The following is a 14918-nucleotide window of genomic DNA, read 5'->3' on the forward strand; positions in this document are numbered from 1 at the left end:
CGGATTCGCCAGCCTTTCCAAGGCCTGCTGTTCAACGACTGCCACCTTGAGTTCGCTCTGGGCAAGCGATGCGGCGAACGAAAGACCGACCGGCCCGGCTCCGACGACAACGATGTCGAAACTGTCGCCGGAGCCGGCCATCAGCGTGCCGCCATCGCGTCAGCTATCTGCGTGAGATGCTGGTGGAGTTGAGCCGCAAGCCGTGGACCGATTGCGATGGGTTCGTGTGTCCGCGGCATCGCCTCAAGCCCCGGGGCATAGATCGGTATCGAAGGCTGCAGCCAGGAGCGCGGCTGATAGAACCGGCCCTTGGGTGCACCTAGCCAGGCAGACAGCCAGACAGCGAGCGAGATTCTCACGTCGGCGGTTCCTGACTGGTGAAGCGCCATTACCCCGCTGTATGTAGGGTCGGTTTCTATCATCTCATCAACCAGGGCACGGATCGCTGGACCACCCCCGAGACGAATGAAAATGCTATCGGAGACTTCTGTTGACTTCATCTTGTCGGCATTCTTGAGTTGAGAAGAGGCCTCTCCCTGTGGCGACAGCGCCGAATTCAGCTTTCCAGCAACCACACTTGCATCGAGCCTTTCTCCCGATTGTTCCAGAGATAGTATGGCAGGGCGGTTAGCCTGCAGTCGGAAACGACGGGCGGGGCATTCCTGTACAAGCCGTGTCCCCAGCCTTGATCTTGGACGCGCTTCGCAGAGGCGGTCAGCGTGACCACGCCATCGAAGAGACAGCCCCGTTCCACCGTTTCGATCCTGGCATCTCGCGGCAGTTTGAGCTGCTGCACGCGGCCCCCGGGATTGTCGACCTCTTCAACGCAATAGACCAAGGGGCCGCGCTTGAGCGCCACCCGGCCGATATCCTGCTTGACCGAGGGATGAGCATAGAAGCGCTCGGGAGACATCGGCAGCTCGAGGGCGATCGTGTCTCCCGGATTCCATAGCCGCGAGATCGAAAGATAGCCGTTCCAGGTGCGTGCCGTCACGTCGACCGGATATCCCCCGACCGAGGCTTCGGCTTCATGCGCCCAGCCGGGAATGCGGAGCTTGACGGCGAACTCGGCTGGCGCGTCCGGGCTGACCTCGATCCTGATCGAGCCAGACCATGGATAGGCGCTGGTTTCCCGCAGGAACACATTTCCGGTTGCGAGCCGGACGTTCGTCGAAATGCCGCCGTAGAGATGGAAGGCGATTGCGTCTTCGCTGGCCGAGACGAAATAGCCTCCGACCGAAGCGATGAGACGCGACGTATTCATCGTGCAGCAAGGGCATGGGTGCCAGGCCCATCGGCTGTGGCGCCCATCGCTGTCCAGCGGATTGGAATAAAAATAGTGCTCGCCATCGCGCGACAGGCCGGTCAGCGCGCCGTTGAACAACGCCTGCTCCATGACATCGGCGTAGCGGCCGTCGAGATCGAGATGCAGCATGCGATGCGCCCAGAAGATCAGCGCCACCGAGGCGCAGGTCTCCGCATAGGCCGTGTCGTTTGGCAGGTCGTGGTCTTCGGTGAAGCCTTCATTCGCGGCAGCCGGACCCAAGCCGGAGGTGATGTAGATCTTCGAGGTCATGACATCGGCCCAGAGCACCTGGCATGCTTTCTTGAGGGTGTCGTCGTTCAGTTCCGCCGCGAGGTCGGCCATGGCGGAAAACATATACATCGCCCGAACGGCATGTCCGACGACCTTGGTCTGCTCGCGCACCGGCCTGTGCGATTGGTTGTACTCATACCACTTCGCCCAGAAATCCCTGGGGCTCTCCCCGCGCGCGACCGCTTCCTGATCGAAGTAGTGCGGCTGGCGCCCGCGCTCGTTGATGAAATAGGCCGCCAAGTCGAGATGCTTTCTCTCTCCCGTCAAGCGATAGAGCTTGACGAGGGCCAGCTCGATCTCCTGATGGCCGCAATAGCCGCGCTTCTGGCCAGGGTGCGGGCCGAAGGTCTCGCGCACATGGTCGACATAGCGCTCAAGGATGTCGAGGAGCCGGCGCCGGCCCGTCGCGAGGAAGTAGGCGATGGCGCCCTCGAGCAGATGTCCCAGATTGTAGAGTTCGTGATTGTCGCGCAGGTTGGTCCAGCGCTTGTCCGGCTCGCGCTGCAGGTACCAGCAGTTCAGATAACCGTCGGGAGCCTGGGCCCTTTCGAGGTCGTCGACGATCTTTTCGATCCTGGCCTCGATGTCGGCATCCCGCCTGTGTGACAGCCCATAGGATGCCGCCTCGATCCACTTGCCGGCGTCGGAATCCCAGAACACCTGCGCGAAATTGTGCTCGTTGTCCGAGAATCTCAGCGGCTGCAGCGGGTTCGGCAGTGTGAGGGACTCCAAGATACCGTGCTTGCCAAGTTAGACGTGCTGGCTGGGGATGGTCCGTGTCAGCACCGTCTCCAGCCGCTCGCGCCAGAATTGCCCCTCCAACGCGACATCGACGAACCGAACCGGCTTGAACTCGTTCATTCGAACGCGTCCGTTTCTGCAATGAAGTGCATTGGTGTGCTCACGGCTTCGACGATGCCGGCACGACCAACGAACACACACCTGACGCCGCTCAGCTTTCGTCCGGCGATCATCTCCAGCACGCTGTGACCAGCCTCGTGCCCGATGGCCTTCAGGTTCACATCGATGCTGGTCAGCTGCGGCCGCACCATCACGTCCCAGTTGTCAAATCCGACGATGGCGACGTCGGCAGGTACTACCACGCCAATCTCGCGCAGCGTGTCGCACGCGCCGCGGGAGATCTGATCGTTGCCGCAGAAGATCGCGTCCGGTGTTTGGGGTCCCGAGAACAATCTGGCCGCGGCCTCGCGCCCCCACGCCTCGGCTGACTTTTGGCTTTGGCCATTCTTCGTGTCGGCCTTTATCCAGACCGGTCGCCGAGGTGTTCGGCGGCGCGATTCATTGAAGGAGGCATAGTCGACCACTACCATGAAAAAACCCAAAAACCGCCAAGACGCTGATAGACGACCAAACTGTCCGTTGGACGTGCGTTCTCCCTTGAAAGGCTGGTCAACGAAACCACGCCGATGAGGGGATAACCTTGATCTGAATCAGCCAGAAACGAAAAAGCCGGCAACGGCGGGTTCACGGTCGACTGGCCATCGCCACGTCAAGCGCGGCCTAGCCGTGGAGCCTCAGCGGGCTGTTCCGGACCACGCGACTCGGCTGACCACCGGCATGCGCACAATGGTCGGCACCGCGATCTAAATCAACGGTCCAGCTTGTTCTTCCCGATCGATAAGAATCCGCTCGGCGGCGCCGTCAAGATCTTCGTACTGGCCACTCCTCAAAGCCCACAGGAAGCCCCCCAGTCCAAGCGCGCCAAGGAAGAGGGCCACAGGTATGAGGTAGGCAAGGGTTGTCATGAGGATCGGACCAATTCGTTGATGTCGGAACGTCTGGAGCGCCAAACGTCTTTCGCCGGTGAATTTGGCATGGACCTCTGCAGCCGTAGCGCGTTGCCAATAACCAGCAACGAGGAGGCGGACATGGCGATCGCCGCAATCAATGGCGTGACCTGTCCCAGGATCGCGATCGGCACGGCGACGGCATTGTAGACGATCGCGATCGCGATGTTCTGGCGTATCAGCCGCCCGGCTTTCCGCGAGACGTCCAGCGCAAGAGGTACGGCCACAAGGCTTTCGCGCAGGAATACGAAGTCCGCCGCGTTGCGGCCAATGTCGGCTGCGGTGGCCGGTGCGATCGAGACATGCGCCGCGCTCAGCGCAGGCGTGTCGTTGAGGCCGTCGCCAACCATCAGGACCTTGTGTCCGTCTTTCGCCAGGGTCTCGATGCATTCTACCTTGCCGGACGGCAGCAGGCACGCAACGAAGTCGCCGACACCCAGAATTTTCGAGACTTCGGCGCAGGCGCCTGCAGTATCGCCAGACAGCATTTGCACCGACACCCCGACATCGTTCAATCGCTCGACTGCCGCCCTGGCGTCGGCACGCAGCGCATCCTCGAAATCGAAGGCGGCGACGATGATGCCGTCTTTCGTCAGGACCGTTCCGCCATAGCCATGCTTGCCTTCGCCGCCGGTCCGGGCCTTCCATCCGGCCCATCCGCGTCGGCCCAGCCGCCAGATAGCTCCCGCGTCGGCAGCTTCGATCCCAAACCCGGGATGCTCGGTGACGGCATCGAATTTTTGTTGCCTGCCAGGAGAGGCAAATCCGGCGATGGCCTTCGAAAACGGATGACGCGAGTGCGCGGCCATGTCGGCTGCAATTGCCAGCATGGCCGGGTCGATCGACGATGCATTGACGAGCCGGGGCTGTCCAAGCGTGAGCGTTCCGGTCTTGTCGAACACCGCTGTATCGATCGTCGCCAGGCGCTCCATGGCCGAACCGTCCTTGACCATGATGCCGTTCTCGAACAGGCGCCGCGCGGCGACCACCTGAACGATCGGCACGGCGAGGCCGAGCGCGCACGGGCATGTGATGATGAGAACAGCAATGGCGATGGTGATCGCCCTATGCCAGTCGCCGGTTGCCGCCATCCAGCCAAGGAACGTCACGAAGGCGGTTAGGTGAACCACAGGGGCATAGAGCGCCGAAACGCGGTCGGCGATCCGGCGATAATGCGCCCGGCCGCCCTCGGCGGACTCCATCAGGCGAACCATTTCCGCCAGGAATGAATCCTTCGCGGCGGCTGTCGCCTCGATCGTCAGCGAGCCGGTGAGATTGAGCATACCGCCCTGAACCCGTTCCCCCGACGCCACGGTTTTCGGCGTGCTCTCGCCGGAAACCAGCGAGCAGTCGAGATCCGACGCCCCCTGAACGATCTTGCCGTCGACGGGTATCCTTTCGCCGGCTGCGATCAGCAGCAGCTTGCCTGGTTCGATCTCGCCAACCGGCAGGTAATCGCGTGCACCATCGCTGCGCAGGACCATGGCGCCACGCGCCGCCAGCTGCGACAGGCCTTTCACGGCGGTCCGGGCACGTTCCCGCATGACATGATCCAGCGTGCGGCCGATCAACAGGAAGAACAGCAGCGACACCGCCGCATCGAAATAGGCGTGATCGCCATGGTTGATCGTCTCGTAGAGGCTCATGGCGTAGGCAAGCGACACGCCGACCGCGATAGGCACGTCCATGTTCATGCGGCCGTGGCGCAACGCATTCCAGGCCGAGCGGAAGAAGATGCCGCCGGCGAAGGCGAGCGCGGGGATGGCGATCAGCGCCGAGACCCAGTGGAACAGATCGCGCGTCGCGCCTTCGGCGCCGGACCAGACCGAGACCGAAAGCAGCATGATGTTGCCCGCCGCAAAACCAGCAACCGCGACGGCGCGGATAAGCTCCGACAGCGTCTTGTCCTTTGCATCGGTGTCGGCTTCGAACAGATGTGCGTGGTAGCCCAAGCGCCCAAGCGCGGCGACGAACGGTGGCACCTCGTCACCACGCCACCGGACCGCGACCCGCTTCGTCGACAGGTTGACACGAGCGCTCTCCACTTGATCGAGTTTTCCCAGTGCTGTCTCGATCGCCTGGATGCAAGCCGCGCAATGAACCGTGGGAACCGAAAGGTCGGTCTGGCGGAGATCATCGCCAAGCGATCGGCTCGCCAGCCTGATCTCCTGGCTGGACGGCAGGACCGATGGGCTGCTGCCCATATCCAGCGCCATTTCCGCGCCCGGTGCACAACAGCTCATTGCAGCGCTCCATGGGAAATCATGATCCTGCGCACGTCGCGATAAGGTCTTGCCAGACCGGCATCGGCGTCGACCTCGATGATCCAGACGCCGTCCTTCGGCATGTGCTGCGCAGCAAACTCCTGGCCCAAGGCGAGCGCGAGCGTGACGGCCTTGTCCCCTTTCTCGAAGGCGGGATGGCGAAACAGCACCTTGACGGCATGCAGGGGAACCGGCTTGCCGGCGCCATCAGTGAGGCTGTAGCGGACCTCGCCCAGTGCGATGGTCAGCTTGCCGGTCCAGCCGAGAGCCGCCTGCGCGAGCCCTTCCTCGGCCTTCTTGTTGAATTGCTGGCTCGCCACATAGGTGTTTTCGACGACCAGGCCGGTCCAGCTTATGTTGGCGAGCGTCGCCATGGTCAGATTGACCGCGATGACCACGCCGAAAAAGGCAAGGATGACGGCCAGCATGTGCCTGCCGGTGAATTCGCGGGATTTTTGTGCCTTGGCGGTCATCTGGCGGTCTCCGGTGCGTTGAAGGTGGCGGTGTACTCGTCCGACTCGAAGCTCGCCTTGTCCTCGACACGGAATGTGAAGGTCTGCGCTGTGCCCTGGATCTGGCCCGCCGGCTGGCGCACGAAGACCTTCAGCATTTTCAGGCGGTCCGGTTCGACCGCAATGGCGAAGGAGCGGCCTGCCGGGATGTTGTCGCCGACCACGCTCATTTCGCCCCCTTGCAAGCCTTGCATCGTGACGACGATTGTTCGCGGCTCGGGGATCATGTTGAGCAGCTTGACCGTGTAACCGTTGCGGATCGAACCGTCGGACAGGGTGACGAATTGCGGATTGCGGTCATGCAGCACGTTGACTTCGAGCCGGTCGCGCGTCAGCAGCGAATAGAGCAAGCCCAGGCCGATCAGCGACCACATACCCATGTAGACGTAGGTGCGCGGCCGAAAGATCTTGCGGATATGGAAATGCGCCACCCCGTCGCAGAACAGGCCATCAGCGGTCCTGACCAGCGACGGATTGACCGAGCTGGAGCCGCCTGCGGTCGCCAGCATCATGTTGGCGTTGTAGTCGGAGAGCGTCGCGTAGGAGATCAGCCCGCGCTCCCTGCCAAGCTTGTCCATCACGCCGTCGCAGGCGTCGATGCAAAGCGCGCAGGTGATGCATTCGAGCTGCTGGCCGTCGCGAATGTCGATCCCCATCGGGCAGACTGCGACACAGGCATTGCAATCGACGCAGTCTCCGACCGGCTGCCCCGCGGCAAGAACCTTCTTGGCGTGACGCGAGCGCGGTTCGCCGCGCCAGTCATTGTAGGTGACGGTGAGCGAGCTTTCGTCGAGCATGGCTGCCTGGATGCGCGGCCACGGGCACATATAGGTGCAGACCTGCTCGCGCATCAGCCCGCCGAACGTATAGGTCGTCGCCGTCAGAACGGCGATGGTGATGTAGGCGATGGGTGCCGCGGTGCCGGTGAAGACTTCGCCAATCAGCGTCGGCGCATCGGCGAAATAGAAGATCCAGGCGCCGCCGGTCGCCGCGCCAATGACCAGCCAGATGGCGTGTTTCGATACCCGCAGCACAAGCTTGCGCGCAGTCCAGGGCCCGGCGTCGAGTTTCATGCGGGCGTTGCGATCGCCCTCGATGGCGCGCTCGACAACCAGAAACAGATCGACCCATACGGTCTGCGGGCAAGTATAGCCGCACCAGGCCCGGCCAACTGTGGATGTGACCAGGAAAAGGCCAATGCCGGCCATGACCAGAAGGCCAGCCACATAGTAGAATTCCTGTGGCCATATCTCAATGAAGAAGACGTAGAAGCGGCGGTTGGCAAGATCGACCAGCACGGCCTGATCCGGGGCAAACGGCCCGCGATCCCAGCGCAGCCAGGGCATCAGGTAGTAGATCCCCAGCGTGATGGCCATAACCAGCCACTTAAAGCGGCGGAAACTGCCGGAGGCCCGCTTGGGGAAGATCTTCTTGCGTGCGGCATAAAGCGGCTGGCGGGTCTTGGCGGAGTTGACCGCTACGGCTTCGATCTGCGTTTTATCCTGCACGTGCATCTCCACCCGCGCGCAGCCGATAGGTCAGTCCCCGCATGCCGGAAATGGTGTCGAGGCCCGGCTCGCGCCGGGCCTCGTCGCTTGGCGGGGAGGGCCGAGAATAGGCTTCCGTTCCTATTCTCCGCCGCCAAGCGAATGGACATAGACCGCGAGCTCCTTGACCTTCGTCTCGCCAAGACGACCGATCCAGGCCGGCATGACGCCCTGCTTCGGCGCGCGGACCTGCGCGGCGATGGCTGTCTCGCCGGAACCGTAAAGCCAGATCGCGTCGGTCAGGTCGGGTGCGCCGAGCTCCCTGTTGCCTTGGGCATTCTCGCCGTGACAGGCGGCACAATTCTCGGCGAAAACTCTGGCGCCCGGCTCGATGAGGCTTGCATCCTTGATCTGGCCGGAGAGGCTGGCCACGTAGGCGCTGACCTGAGTGATCTGCTCGGGCGTGATGATGTCGCCAAAGGCAGGCATTTCCGACAGGCGCGTGTCCGGATCGGACGCGAAGCGGATGCCGTGCGTGATGGTCTGCTGGATCTGCTCGGCCTTGCCGCCCCACAGCCAGTCGTCGTCATTGAGGTTGGGAAAGCCGCTGGAGCCCTGGGCGCCGGAGCCGTGGCACTGCACGCAATTTACCTTGAAGGCGGCGCCACCGGCAGCGACGGCGAATTCGCGCAGTGCATCGTCAGCAGCAATCTCGGAGACGGTTTTCGATTGCACTGCCGCGACATACTTGGCCTTGGCGGCCTCGGCAGCCGCAAGCTCGTTCTTGACGTCGTTGCGGCTCGAATAGCCGAGCACACCCCTGGTCGCTGAGGTCAGCATCGGCCATGCCGGATAGGCGATGGTGTAGCCGATCGCCCATGCAATGGTGATGTAGAAGGTGATGACCCACCAGCGAGGCAGTGGGTTGTTGAGTTCCTGGATCCCATCCCATTCGTGGCCGGTTGTGGAGACGCCCGATACTTCGCCGATGTGCTCGTCGCTCATGATCACTCGTCCTCAAGGGGAATCCGGGCAGCTTCATCGGCCAGCTTGCGGCTGCCGGGACGAAGTGCAAAGGCAACGCATCCGACGAAGAAAAGCGCCATGGCAACCAGGCCCCAACTGTCCGCAAACCCCCGCATGAAATTGTAGGTCATCGCCATTCTCCCTCAGCGGTAGCCGGCGGCTTCGTCGTAGTTCTTGAAATCGACCAGCGTGCCAAGCATCTGCAGGTAAGCGACAAGGGCATCCATTTCGGTGACCTGCGGGTTGCCGTCGAAGTCGCCGATCTTGGCCTTGGGGTAGCGGGCCTCGAGTCCGGACGTGTCTGCGTTGGGGTCGGCCTGCGCCATCAAATCGGCATTGGCATTGGCGATCATGTCGTCGGAGTAGGGGACGCCAACGCGCGCGTTGGCTACCAGATGCGTCGAGAAGCCCTTCACGTCGATCGGCGCGTCCTTGAGGAACGCGTAGCTCGGCATGATCGATTCCGGCACGACCGAACCCGGATCGGCCAGATGCTGCACATGCCATGTGTTCGAGTAGCGGTCACCGACCCGGGCGAGGTCCGGTCCGGTGCGCTTCGATCCCCACTGGAAAGGATGATCGTACATCGACTCGGCAGCCAGACTGTAGTGGCCGTAGCGCTCGACCTCGTCGCGGAACGGCCTGATCATCTGGCTGTGGCAGAGGTAGCAGCCCTCGCGCACATAGATGTTGCGCCCGACAAGTTCGAGCGGCGAGTAGGGGCGCATGCCTTCCACCTTCTCGATCGTGTTGTCGAGATAGAAGAGCGGTGCGATCTCGACGATGCCGCCAACGGTCACCACAAGAAGAGAGCCAACGAGAAGAAGCGTGGCGTTCTTCTCGATGATTGCGTGTCTGTCCATCAAGCCCATTTTCTGGCTCCTGATCGCGCACGCTGGGGCGCCGGGATGGAGCCCCGCATCGGATCCTCCTCGCGCTGGTGTCCGAGGATGGTCATGGTGATGTTCCAGGCCATGATCAGCGCGCCGGAGAGGTACATGGCTCCGCCGATGGCGCGCATGACATAATAGGGGTGCATCGCGGCCACGGTTTCGGCGAAGGAGTAGACCAGGAAGCCCTGCTCGTCGTATTCGCGCCACATCAGGCCCTGCATGATGCCGGACACCCACATGACAGCGGCGTAGACAACGATGCCAAGCGTCGCCAGCCAGAAGTGCCAGGTGACGAGCCTGAGTGAATAGAGCCGTTCACGGTTCCAGAGCTTCGGCACCATGTAGTAGATCGCCCCGAACGAGATCATGCCGACCCAGCCGAGTGCGCCGGAGTGGACGTGACCGATGGTCCAATCGGTGTAATGCGACAGGGAATTGACCGTCTTGATCGACATCATCGGGCCTTCGAAGGTCGACATGCCATAAAAGGCGATGGCCATCACCATCATGCGGATGATCGGATCAGTGCGGAGCTTGTCCCAGGCGCCGGACAGCGTCATCACGCCGTTGATCATGCCGCCCCAAGAGGGCATCCACAGCATGATCGAAAATGCCATGCCGAGCGTCTGCGCCCAATCCGGGAGGGCGGTATAGTGGAGGTGGTGCGGACCTGCCCAGATATAGAGGAAGATCAGCGCCCAGAAGTGGATGATCGAAAGGCGGTAGGAGTAGACCGGCCGGTTCGCCTGCTTGGGCACGAAGTAATACATCATGCCGAGGAAGCCGGCGGTGAGGAAGAACCCGACTGCGTTATGACCGTACCACCATTGCGTCAGGGCGTCCTGGACACCGGAAAAGGCGGAGTAGCTCTTGGAGCCAAGGAAGGAGACCGGCATCGACAGGTTGTTGACGACATGCAGCATCGCGATGGTCACGATGAAGGACAGGTAGAACCAGTTGGCGACGTAGATGTGCGGCTCCTTGCGCTTCAGGATCGTGCCGAGGAACAGGATGAGATAGGCGACCCAAACTATGGTCAGCCAGATGTCCACATACCATTCGGGTTCGGCGTATTCGCGGCTCTCGGTGATGCCGAGCAAGTAGCCGGTCGCGGCCATGACGATGAAGAGCTGGTAGCCCCAGAACACAAACCAGCCGAGATCGCCGCCGAAGAGCCGGGCGCGGCAGGTGCGCTGTACGACATACATAGACGTGCAAAGCAGCGCGTTGCCGCCGAACGCAAACACAACACCGGATGTGTGCAGCGGCCGCAGGCGGCCGAAATTGAACCAGGGCTCGATGTTGAGATCCGGGTAAGCAAGCTGCAGTGCGATAAGCACCCCGACCAGCATGCCGACGACGCCCCAGAATATTGTGGCAATGGCGCCGTAGCGGATCGGCCCGTCCATGTAAGCCGAGGAATCAACCGGAGTCGCCGGTTTGAATTCCGTATTGCGCAACAGGATCGCCGTGAACCCGGCAAGGACGAAGAACAACACCCACATGTGCAGGCGGAAAGGTTCATCCACGCCGAAGCCGGCAGCTACAAGGGCCGCGAACGCAACCAGGCTTAGAAGGACGATCTCTGTGGCGAATGTCATTGCCAGTCCCGATCTGGAAATTCCGGCGGACGCCAAATCCGCAGCGCATAAATTGCGCAGTCGCGGCCTGCTTGCCCTGATCCATGTCAGAGCCGCGCGATTTTGCTTCAGGTGCGATCAGAAAGTGCTGATTGAACGAGGAAACGCAGTACGGGCAGGCCCGCTTTCTGAACAAGTCCGGCGCCTCCGGGCCGCTCCGGCGTGGATGCGATTGCGGGCAATGTGATGACGCGCGTTGGGGGACAGCCGATCATCCGCTGCTACGTGACAGTCGTAGCGTCAAGAAGAGTCTTTTCCCTGCGTTTGAGGCGCAATTGACCTTGTCCCGAGTCCAATCTGCCCCCACCAGGCGATTGCGCATCGATTCGAGGATCAATGCTCCGCAACGAGGTGGCCGAAGCACTCCTGGCGATCGGTCACGGTAGTCCGATAGGTGCTATGCCACTTTTTCGAAGGCTTGCGGCGAGGCATAGCGTTCGAACGCAAGCATGCCCTGCCCCGGTCCAGGTAAGCGAGGCAGGAGCGGCCGCTCAGGTCTCGTTCATAGAGCGGTTGCGCCTCGGGCGCCGCCCACCGCAACGCTGCTCCAGCCGGCTCAAGTTGTCTACCGTGACACGGCGGTTGTTCTCGATCCGGATCACCCCGTCCATTCTCAGTCTGGTCAGTTGGCGGCTCACCGTCTCGTTTGTGATTCCAAGGAAATCAGAGATGTCGGCACGCGTCAGCGGCAGATCGAAGCACGTCGACCTGGCTGCTGGGCCAACACTGGAGCCGATATTGCGGGCGATCATGAGAAGAAAGCTCGCTACCTTCTCAGGCGCCGTCTTGCAGCCCAGAGTCACCATCCATTCGCGTGCCTCGTCGAGTTCGTTCAGCGTCTGCTTGAGCAGGCGATGCTCGAGTTCCGGTGATTTCTTGATCATCTGTTCGATTGCCGCTTTTGGAAACGAACACAGCGAGACAGTCGTTGCTGCTTCGGCATGGATTGCGCTTTTCACCTTGAAGGGCTGTCCCAGAAAATCCGGCGCGAACTGGAGTCCGACGATTTGCTGGCGGCCGTCCGAAAGGCTCTTCGTCAGCTTCACCACGCCCGAAAGCACGTTTGAACAGCTGTTGACGGCCTCGGCATCGCCAATCAGCTCGACGCCCGGTTCGATCCTATGCCGCGACGAAGTCTTAGCGAGCTTGGCTAAACCATCTGGATCGAGGGCGCCGCAGAGGCCGCGGTGCCGTGCCTGGCAAGACAGGCAAAAAGCGGGAATGCCGGAACTGTGAACGTGGTGCCGTACTGTCATTGATCGCTCTCCCGATCTGGTCGCTCTCCCGGCCCAAGCGCCGGCACGATAGCAATCCACGGTAGAAAAATCCTTGCGGCAGTTTGTCGTGCTGGAGGCTGACCGAAATCAGGGCTTTGGCTCATCAATGCGTCCAGAGTCCCGGCGACGCAAACACGGGTGGACCACTACATGCGACCGGAACTAGCTGCCAGACTTGGCGAGAACGTGCCGCGTTATACCAGTTATCCGACCGCGCCGCATTTCCATTCGGGCATCGATGCTGTCGTTTACCGCGGCTGGTTGGAGGCGCTCGAAGCCGGTGACGAGATATCGCTTTACCTGCATATTCCCTATTGCGACAGGCTCTGCTGGTTTTGCGCGTGCCATACCAAACAGACGCGCCACTATGAGCCGGTGGCCGCATATCTGCGCTCGCTGTATGCGGAGATCGCGACGGTTGGCGGCCTTGTCAGCGGCAAGGGCCGAGTTCGCGCAGTTCATTTCGGTGGCGGCTCTCCGACCACGCTGAAGCCCGACGATATGGTGACCTTGGGAACGGTGCTGCGGGAAAATTTCGATTTTCTTGGCGATGCGAAGATCAGCGTCGAGATCGATCCGAACGACACGGACGAAGCTCGCCTTGATGCACTTGCTGAAATCGGCATGACGCGGGCGAGCCTCGGCGTCCAGGATTTCGATCCGAAAGTGCAAAAGGCAATCAACCGCGAGCAAAGCTTTCTGCAGACCAAGGCAGTCGTCGACGGGGTTCGTTCGCGCGGCGTCGAATCGGTCAATCTCGATCTGCTCTACGGCCTGCCGCACCAGACCCGGGAGAGCGTCTGTTCCACCGTCGCGCAGGCGCTGACCCTGGAACCGGACAGGATGGCTCTCTTCGGCTACGCTCACGTGCCCTGGTTCAAGAAACATCAGACGATGATCGACGAGGCATGGCTCCCCGGTCCCACGGAGCGGTTCGCACAATCGCGACTTGCCGCGCGAGCGATTGTGGACAAGGGGTACGAACCAATCGGGCTCGACCATTTCGCCAAACCGGGCGATGCGCTGGCGGTGGCTGCCCGCACAGGGGCGCTGCATCGCAATTTTCAGGGCTACACCGAGGATCGCTGCGAGACGTTGATTGGACTTGGTCCTTCATCCATCGGCCGTTTTCGCCAGGGCTACGTGCAGAACATGCCTTCGACCGCCGAGTACGGCCGCATGGTTGCAGACGGCAGGTTGGCGGTTGTGCGCGGCATCGTGCTCTCCGACGACGATCGCGTCCGGGGCTGGATCATCGAGCGGCTGATGTGCGATTTCGCCTTCTCGGCGATCGACCTTGTGGAGAGTTTCGGGGAAGCCGGCCAAAAGCTCCTTCTTCAGGCAAGCTCCATCGCCCTTCAGGATCCTGCTCGAGTGCTTGAACTCCAAGGCGACAGATTCGTCGTAGCGGCGGAAAATCGTCCTTTCGTGAGGAGCATTGCGGTGAAGTTCGACAAATATTTCGAAAGCGGAACGGCCAGACACTCGGTGGCAGTCTGAACACCACAGACGAACGGTCAAAGTTTTCAGTCGATCGCGAACCGATTGCGCTGCGTTTTGAACATTCATCGGCTACCGTCGCATTGCGGACCAGATACGAAGGTCTGTGGCCATAGGCGTCCGGTCCTGCCGGTGACCGTGTCGTGCATATTCTACGTAAGCTGTGCGGCGACGAGGCCGGGCAAGTCGGAATTGATGCCGGTGATCAGGCTTGCTGCGATCACGCTGCCAGCCATCAGCTGACAAGGCGAAGCTGGCGTCTGCAGCGCATGGGGATTGTAAATGCCAGTTGTGTTCAGCCGGCTGATAAAATCGAGCTTGCGCTGTTGATTGTTCTGAACTGCTCACCTGTCGCAACTTGAGAGTTGGCCGTGGGAATCAGCTCGCTGTCCATTGCAATCAACAGCTTGGTTCCTGCGGTCAGCTTTTCATAGGCAAGTGTGCTCGCGCGGGTGCGGCTGATGCCACCGACGCCGAGCACGAAATCGCGGCAGTCGGTGCGATCGCTGCCGGCATTGCGCTTCATGCCCTGCGATGGAAGTGTGCCACGTGTCAGTCCGCGCCTCTTAATCACTTCGTGCAAAAACCCCTTTTGAAGGCGCGCTCACGATGAACCCTAATCTCGTCAGACTTGAAAATGTGTCGGAGCGGGGACGCTATCGTGACTGTGTTTCACCGCCGCAGCATGGCCGAAATGCCATGGCGGACAAAGGGAAGATATTGAGCAAAGCGAAGCCCCATATGTCTTGCAAGCCGTGCCGCCGGATGCTCGCCTGAGTAGAGTCCGACGAGGATATTCGTAGCATGATAGAGCGGTGCCGCCGACAGACGCAGCCAGCTGTCGTATCCGTGAAGCATGTCGGCATCGGCAATCTCGCGACGGTCGCGACAAGCTGTCATGATTTTATGGGCGA

The 14918-nt window shown here is 61.4% G+C and carries 13 protein-coding genes and 2 pseudogenes; 1 reads left to right on the top strand and 14 read right to left on the bottom strand.

From position 1 onward, the window contains the following. The 12 genes and pseudogenes from AC04SI_RS32125 to AC04SI_RS32180 form a co-directional block, all read right to left on the bottom strand. The coding region (locus AC04SI_RS32125) for an FAD-dependent oxidoreductase (RefSeq protein ID WP_488475634.1) at positions 1-141 on the bottom strand (141 nt) is incomplete at its 3' end. A 415-nt stretch (positions 142-556) separates the two neighbouring features. Continuing rightward, positions 557-2458 (bottom strand): annotated as a pseudogene (locus tag AC04SI_RS32130) (glycoside hydrolase family 127 protein). Further along, positions 2455-2928 carry a substrate-binding domain-containing protein gene (locus AC04SI_RS32135; RefSeq protein ID WP_488475622.1) on the bottom strand — a complete coding sequence of 158 codons (474 nt, stop codon included), beginning with the start codon at positions 2926-2928 and terminating at the stop codon, positions 2455-2457. Before AC04SI_RS32135 ends, AC04SI_RS32130 begins: the two are co-directional and overlap by 4 nt. Positions 2929-3201: 273 nt before the next feature. After that, positions 3202-3363 carry a cbb3-type cytochrome oxidase assembly protein CcoS gene (ccoS, locus tag AC04SI_RS32140; protein ID WP_488475623.1) on the bottom strand — a complete coding sequence of 54 codons (162 nt, stop codon included), beginning with the start codon at positions 3361-3363 and terminating at the stop codon, positions 3202-3204. After that, positions 3360-5648: a cation-translocating P-type ATPase gene (locus AC04SI_RS32145; protein ID WP_488475624.1), complete on the bottom strand. Its 2289-nt coding sequence runs from the start codon at positions 5646-5648 to the stop codon at positions 3360-3362. Before AC04SI_RS32145 ends, ccoS begins: the two co-directional genes overlap by 4 nt. Then, a complete protein-coding gene (locus AC04SI_RS32150; RefSeq protein WP_488475625.1) occupies positions 5645-6142 on the bottom strand; it encodes a FixH family protein in 498 nt (165 codons plus the stop codon). Before AC04SI_RS32150 ends, AC04SI_RS32145 begins: the two co-directional genes overlap by 4 nt. After that, entirely contained in the window at positions 6139-7695 is a 1557-nt protein-coding gene (ccoG, locus tag AC04SI_RS32155; RefSeq protein ID WP_488475626.1) for a cytochrome c oxidase accessory protein CcoG, read from the bottom strand. Before ccoG ends, AC04SI_RS32150 begins: the two co-directional genes overlap by 4 nt. A 114-nt stretch (positions 7696-7809) precedes the next feature. Further along, positions 7810-8673 carry a cytochrome-c oxidase, cbb3-type subunit III gene (gene ccoP, locus AC04SI_RS32160; RefSeq protein WP_488475627.1) on the bottom strand — a complete coding sequence of 288 codons (864 nt, stop codon included), beginning with the start codon at positions 8671-8673 and terminating at the stop codon, positions 7810-7812. Positions 8674-8675: 2 nt separating this feature from the next. Continuing rightward, positions 8676-8825, bottom strand: coding sequence for a cbb3-type cytochrome c oxidase subunit 3 (locus tag AC04SI_RS32165; protein WP_488475628.1), 150 nt, complete (start codon positions 8823-8825; stop codon positions 8676-8678). Positions 8826-8837: 12 nt separating this feature from the next. Beyond that, on the bottom strand, positions 8838-9566 hold the full coding sequence (gene ccoO, locus AC04SI_RS32170) for a cytochrome-c oxidase, cbb3-type subunit II (RefSeq protein ID WP_488475629.1): 729 nt from the start codon (positions 9564-9566) through the stop codon (positions 8838-8840). Continuing rightward, positions 9557-11188 (bottom strand): cytochrome-c oxidase, cbb3-type subunit I, encoded by a 1632-nt coding sequence (gene ccoN / locus AC04SI_RS32175; protein WP_488475630.1) that lies wholly within the window; start codon positions 11186-11188, stop codon positions 9557-9559. The genes ccoO and ccoN overlap by 10 nt, the downstream gene beginning before the upstream one ends. Before the next feature lie 530 nt (positions 11189-11718). Beyond that, positions 11719-12483 (bottom strand): Crp/Fnr family transcriptional regulator, encoded by a 765-nt coding sequence (locus AC04SI_RS32180; protein ID WP_488475631.1) that lies wholly within the window; start codon positions 12481-12483, stop codon positions 11719-11721. Positions 12484-12654: 171 nt separating this feature from the next. On the opposite strand from AC04SI_RS32180, the gene hemN reads away from it, so the two are divergent. Then, on the top strand, positions 12655-14004 hold the full coding sequence (gene hemN, locus AC04SI_RS32185; RefSeq protein ID WP_488475632.1) for an oxygen-independent coproporphyrinogen III oxidase: 1350 nt from the start codon (positions 12655-12657) through the stop codon (positions 14002-14004). A gap of 295 nt (positions 14005-14299) precedes the next feature. On the opposite strand, the gene AC04SI_RS32190 is transcribed toward hemN, so the two are convergent. Together AC04SI_RS32190 and AC04SI_RS32195 are read right to left on the bottom strand one after the other, a co-directional pair. After that, positions 14300-14530 carry a hypothetical protein gene (locus AC04SI_RS32190; protein WP_488475633.1) on the bottom strand — a complete coding sequence of 77 codons (231 nt, stop codon included), beginning with the start codon at positions 14528-14530 and terminating at the stop codon, positions 14300-14302. 146 nt (positions 14531-14676) lie between these two features. Then, positions 14677-14918 (bottom strand): annotated as a pseudogene (locus tag AC04SI_RS32195) (5-demethoxyubiquinol-8 5-hydroxylase UbiM); the annotation flags it as partial.

The sequence above is a fragment of the Mesorhizobium sp. CNPSo 4689 genome, from assembly GCF_057784325.1.

Bases quoted from the DNA above. Each gene is read 5' to 3' on its own strand.
- ccoO (WP_488475629.1), bottom strand. From the start codon at position 9,566: ATGGGCTTGATGGACAGACACGCAATCATCGAGAAGAACGCCACGCTT.
- ccoN (WP_488475630.1), bottom strand. From the start codon at position 11,188: ATGACATTCGCCACAGAGATCGTCCTTCTAAGCCTGGTTGCGTTCGCG.
- ccoS (WP_488475623.1), bottom strand. From the start codon at position 3,363: ATGACAACCCTTGCCTACCTCATACCTGTGGCCCTCTTCCTTGGCGCG.
- AC04SI_RS32150 (WP_488475625.1), bottom strand. From the start codon at position 6,142: ATGACCGCCAAGGCACAAAAATCCCGCGAATTCACCGGCAGGCACATG.
- ccoG (WP_488475626.1), bottom strand. From the start codon at position 7,695: ATGCACGTGCAGGATAAAACGCAGATCGAAGCCGTAGCGGTCAACTCC.
- ccoP (WP_488475627.1), bottom strand. From the start codon at position 8,673: ATGAGCGACGAGCACATCGGCGAAGTATCGGGCGTCTCCACAACCGGC.
- AC04SI_RS32165 (WP_488475628.1), bottom strand. From the start codon at position 8,825: ATGACCTACAATTTCATGCGGGGGTTTGCGGACAGTTGGGGCCTGGTT.
- AC04SI_RS32135 (WP_488475622.1), bottom strand. From the start codon at position 2,928: ATGGTAGTGGTCGACTATGCCTCCTTCAATGAATCGCGCCGCCGAACA.
- AC04SI_RS32145 (WP_488475624.1), bottom strand. From the start codon at position 5,648: ATGAGCTGTTGTGCACCGGGCGCGGAAATGGCGCTGGATATGGGCAGC.
- AC04SI_RS32180 (WP_488475631.1), bottom strand. From the start codon at position 12,483: ATGACAGTACGGCACCACGTTCACAGTTCCGGCATTCCCGCTTTTTGC.
- hemN (WP_488475632.1), top strand. From the start codon at position 12,655: ATGCGACCGGAACTAGCTGCCAGACTTGGCGAGAACGTGCCGCGTTAT.
- AC04SI_RS32190 (WP_488475633.1), bottom strand. From the start codon at position 14,530: ATGAAGCGCAATGCCGGCAGCGATCGCACCGACTGCCGCGATTTCGTG.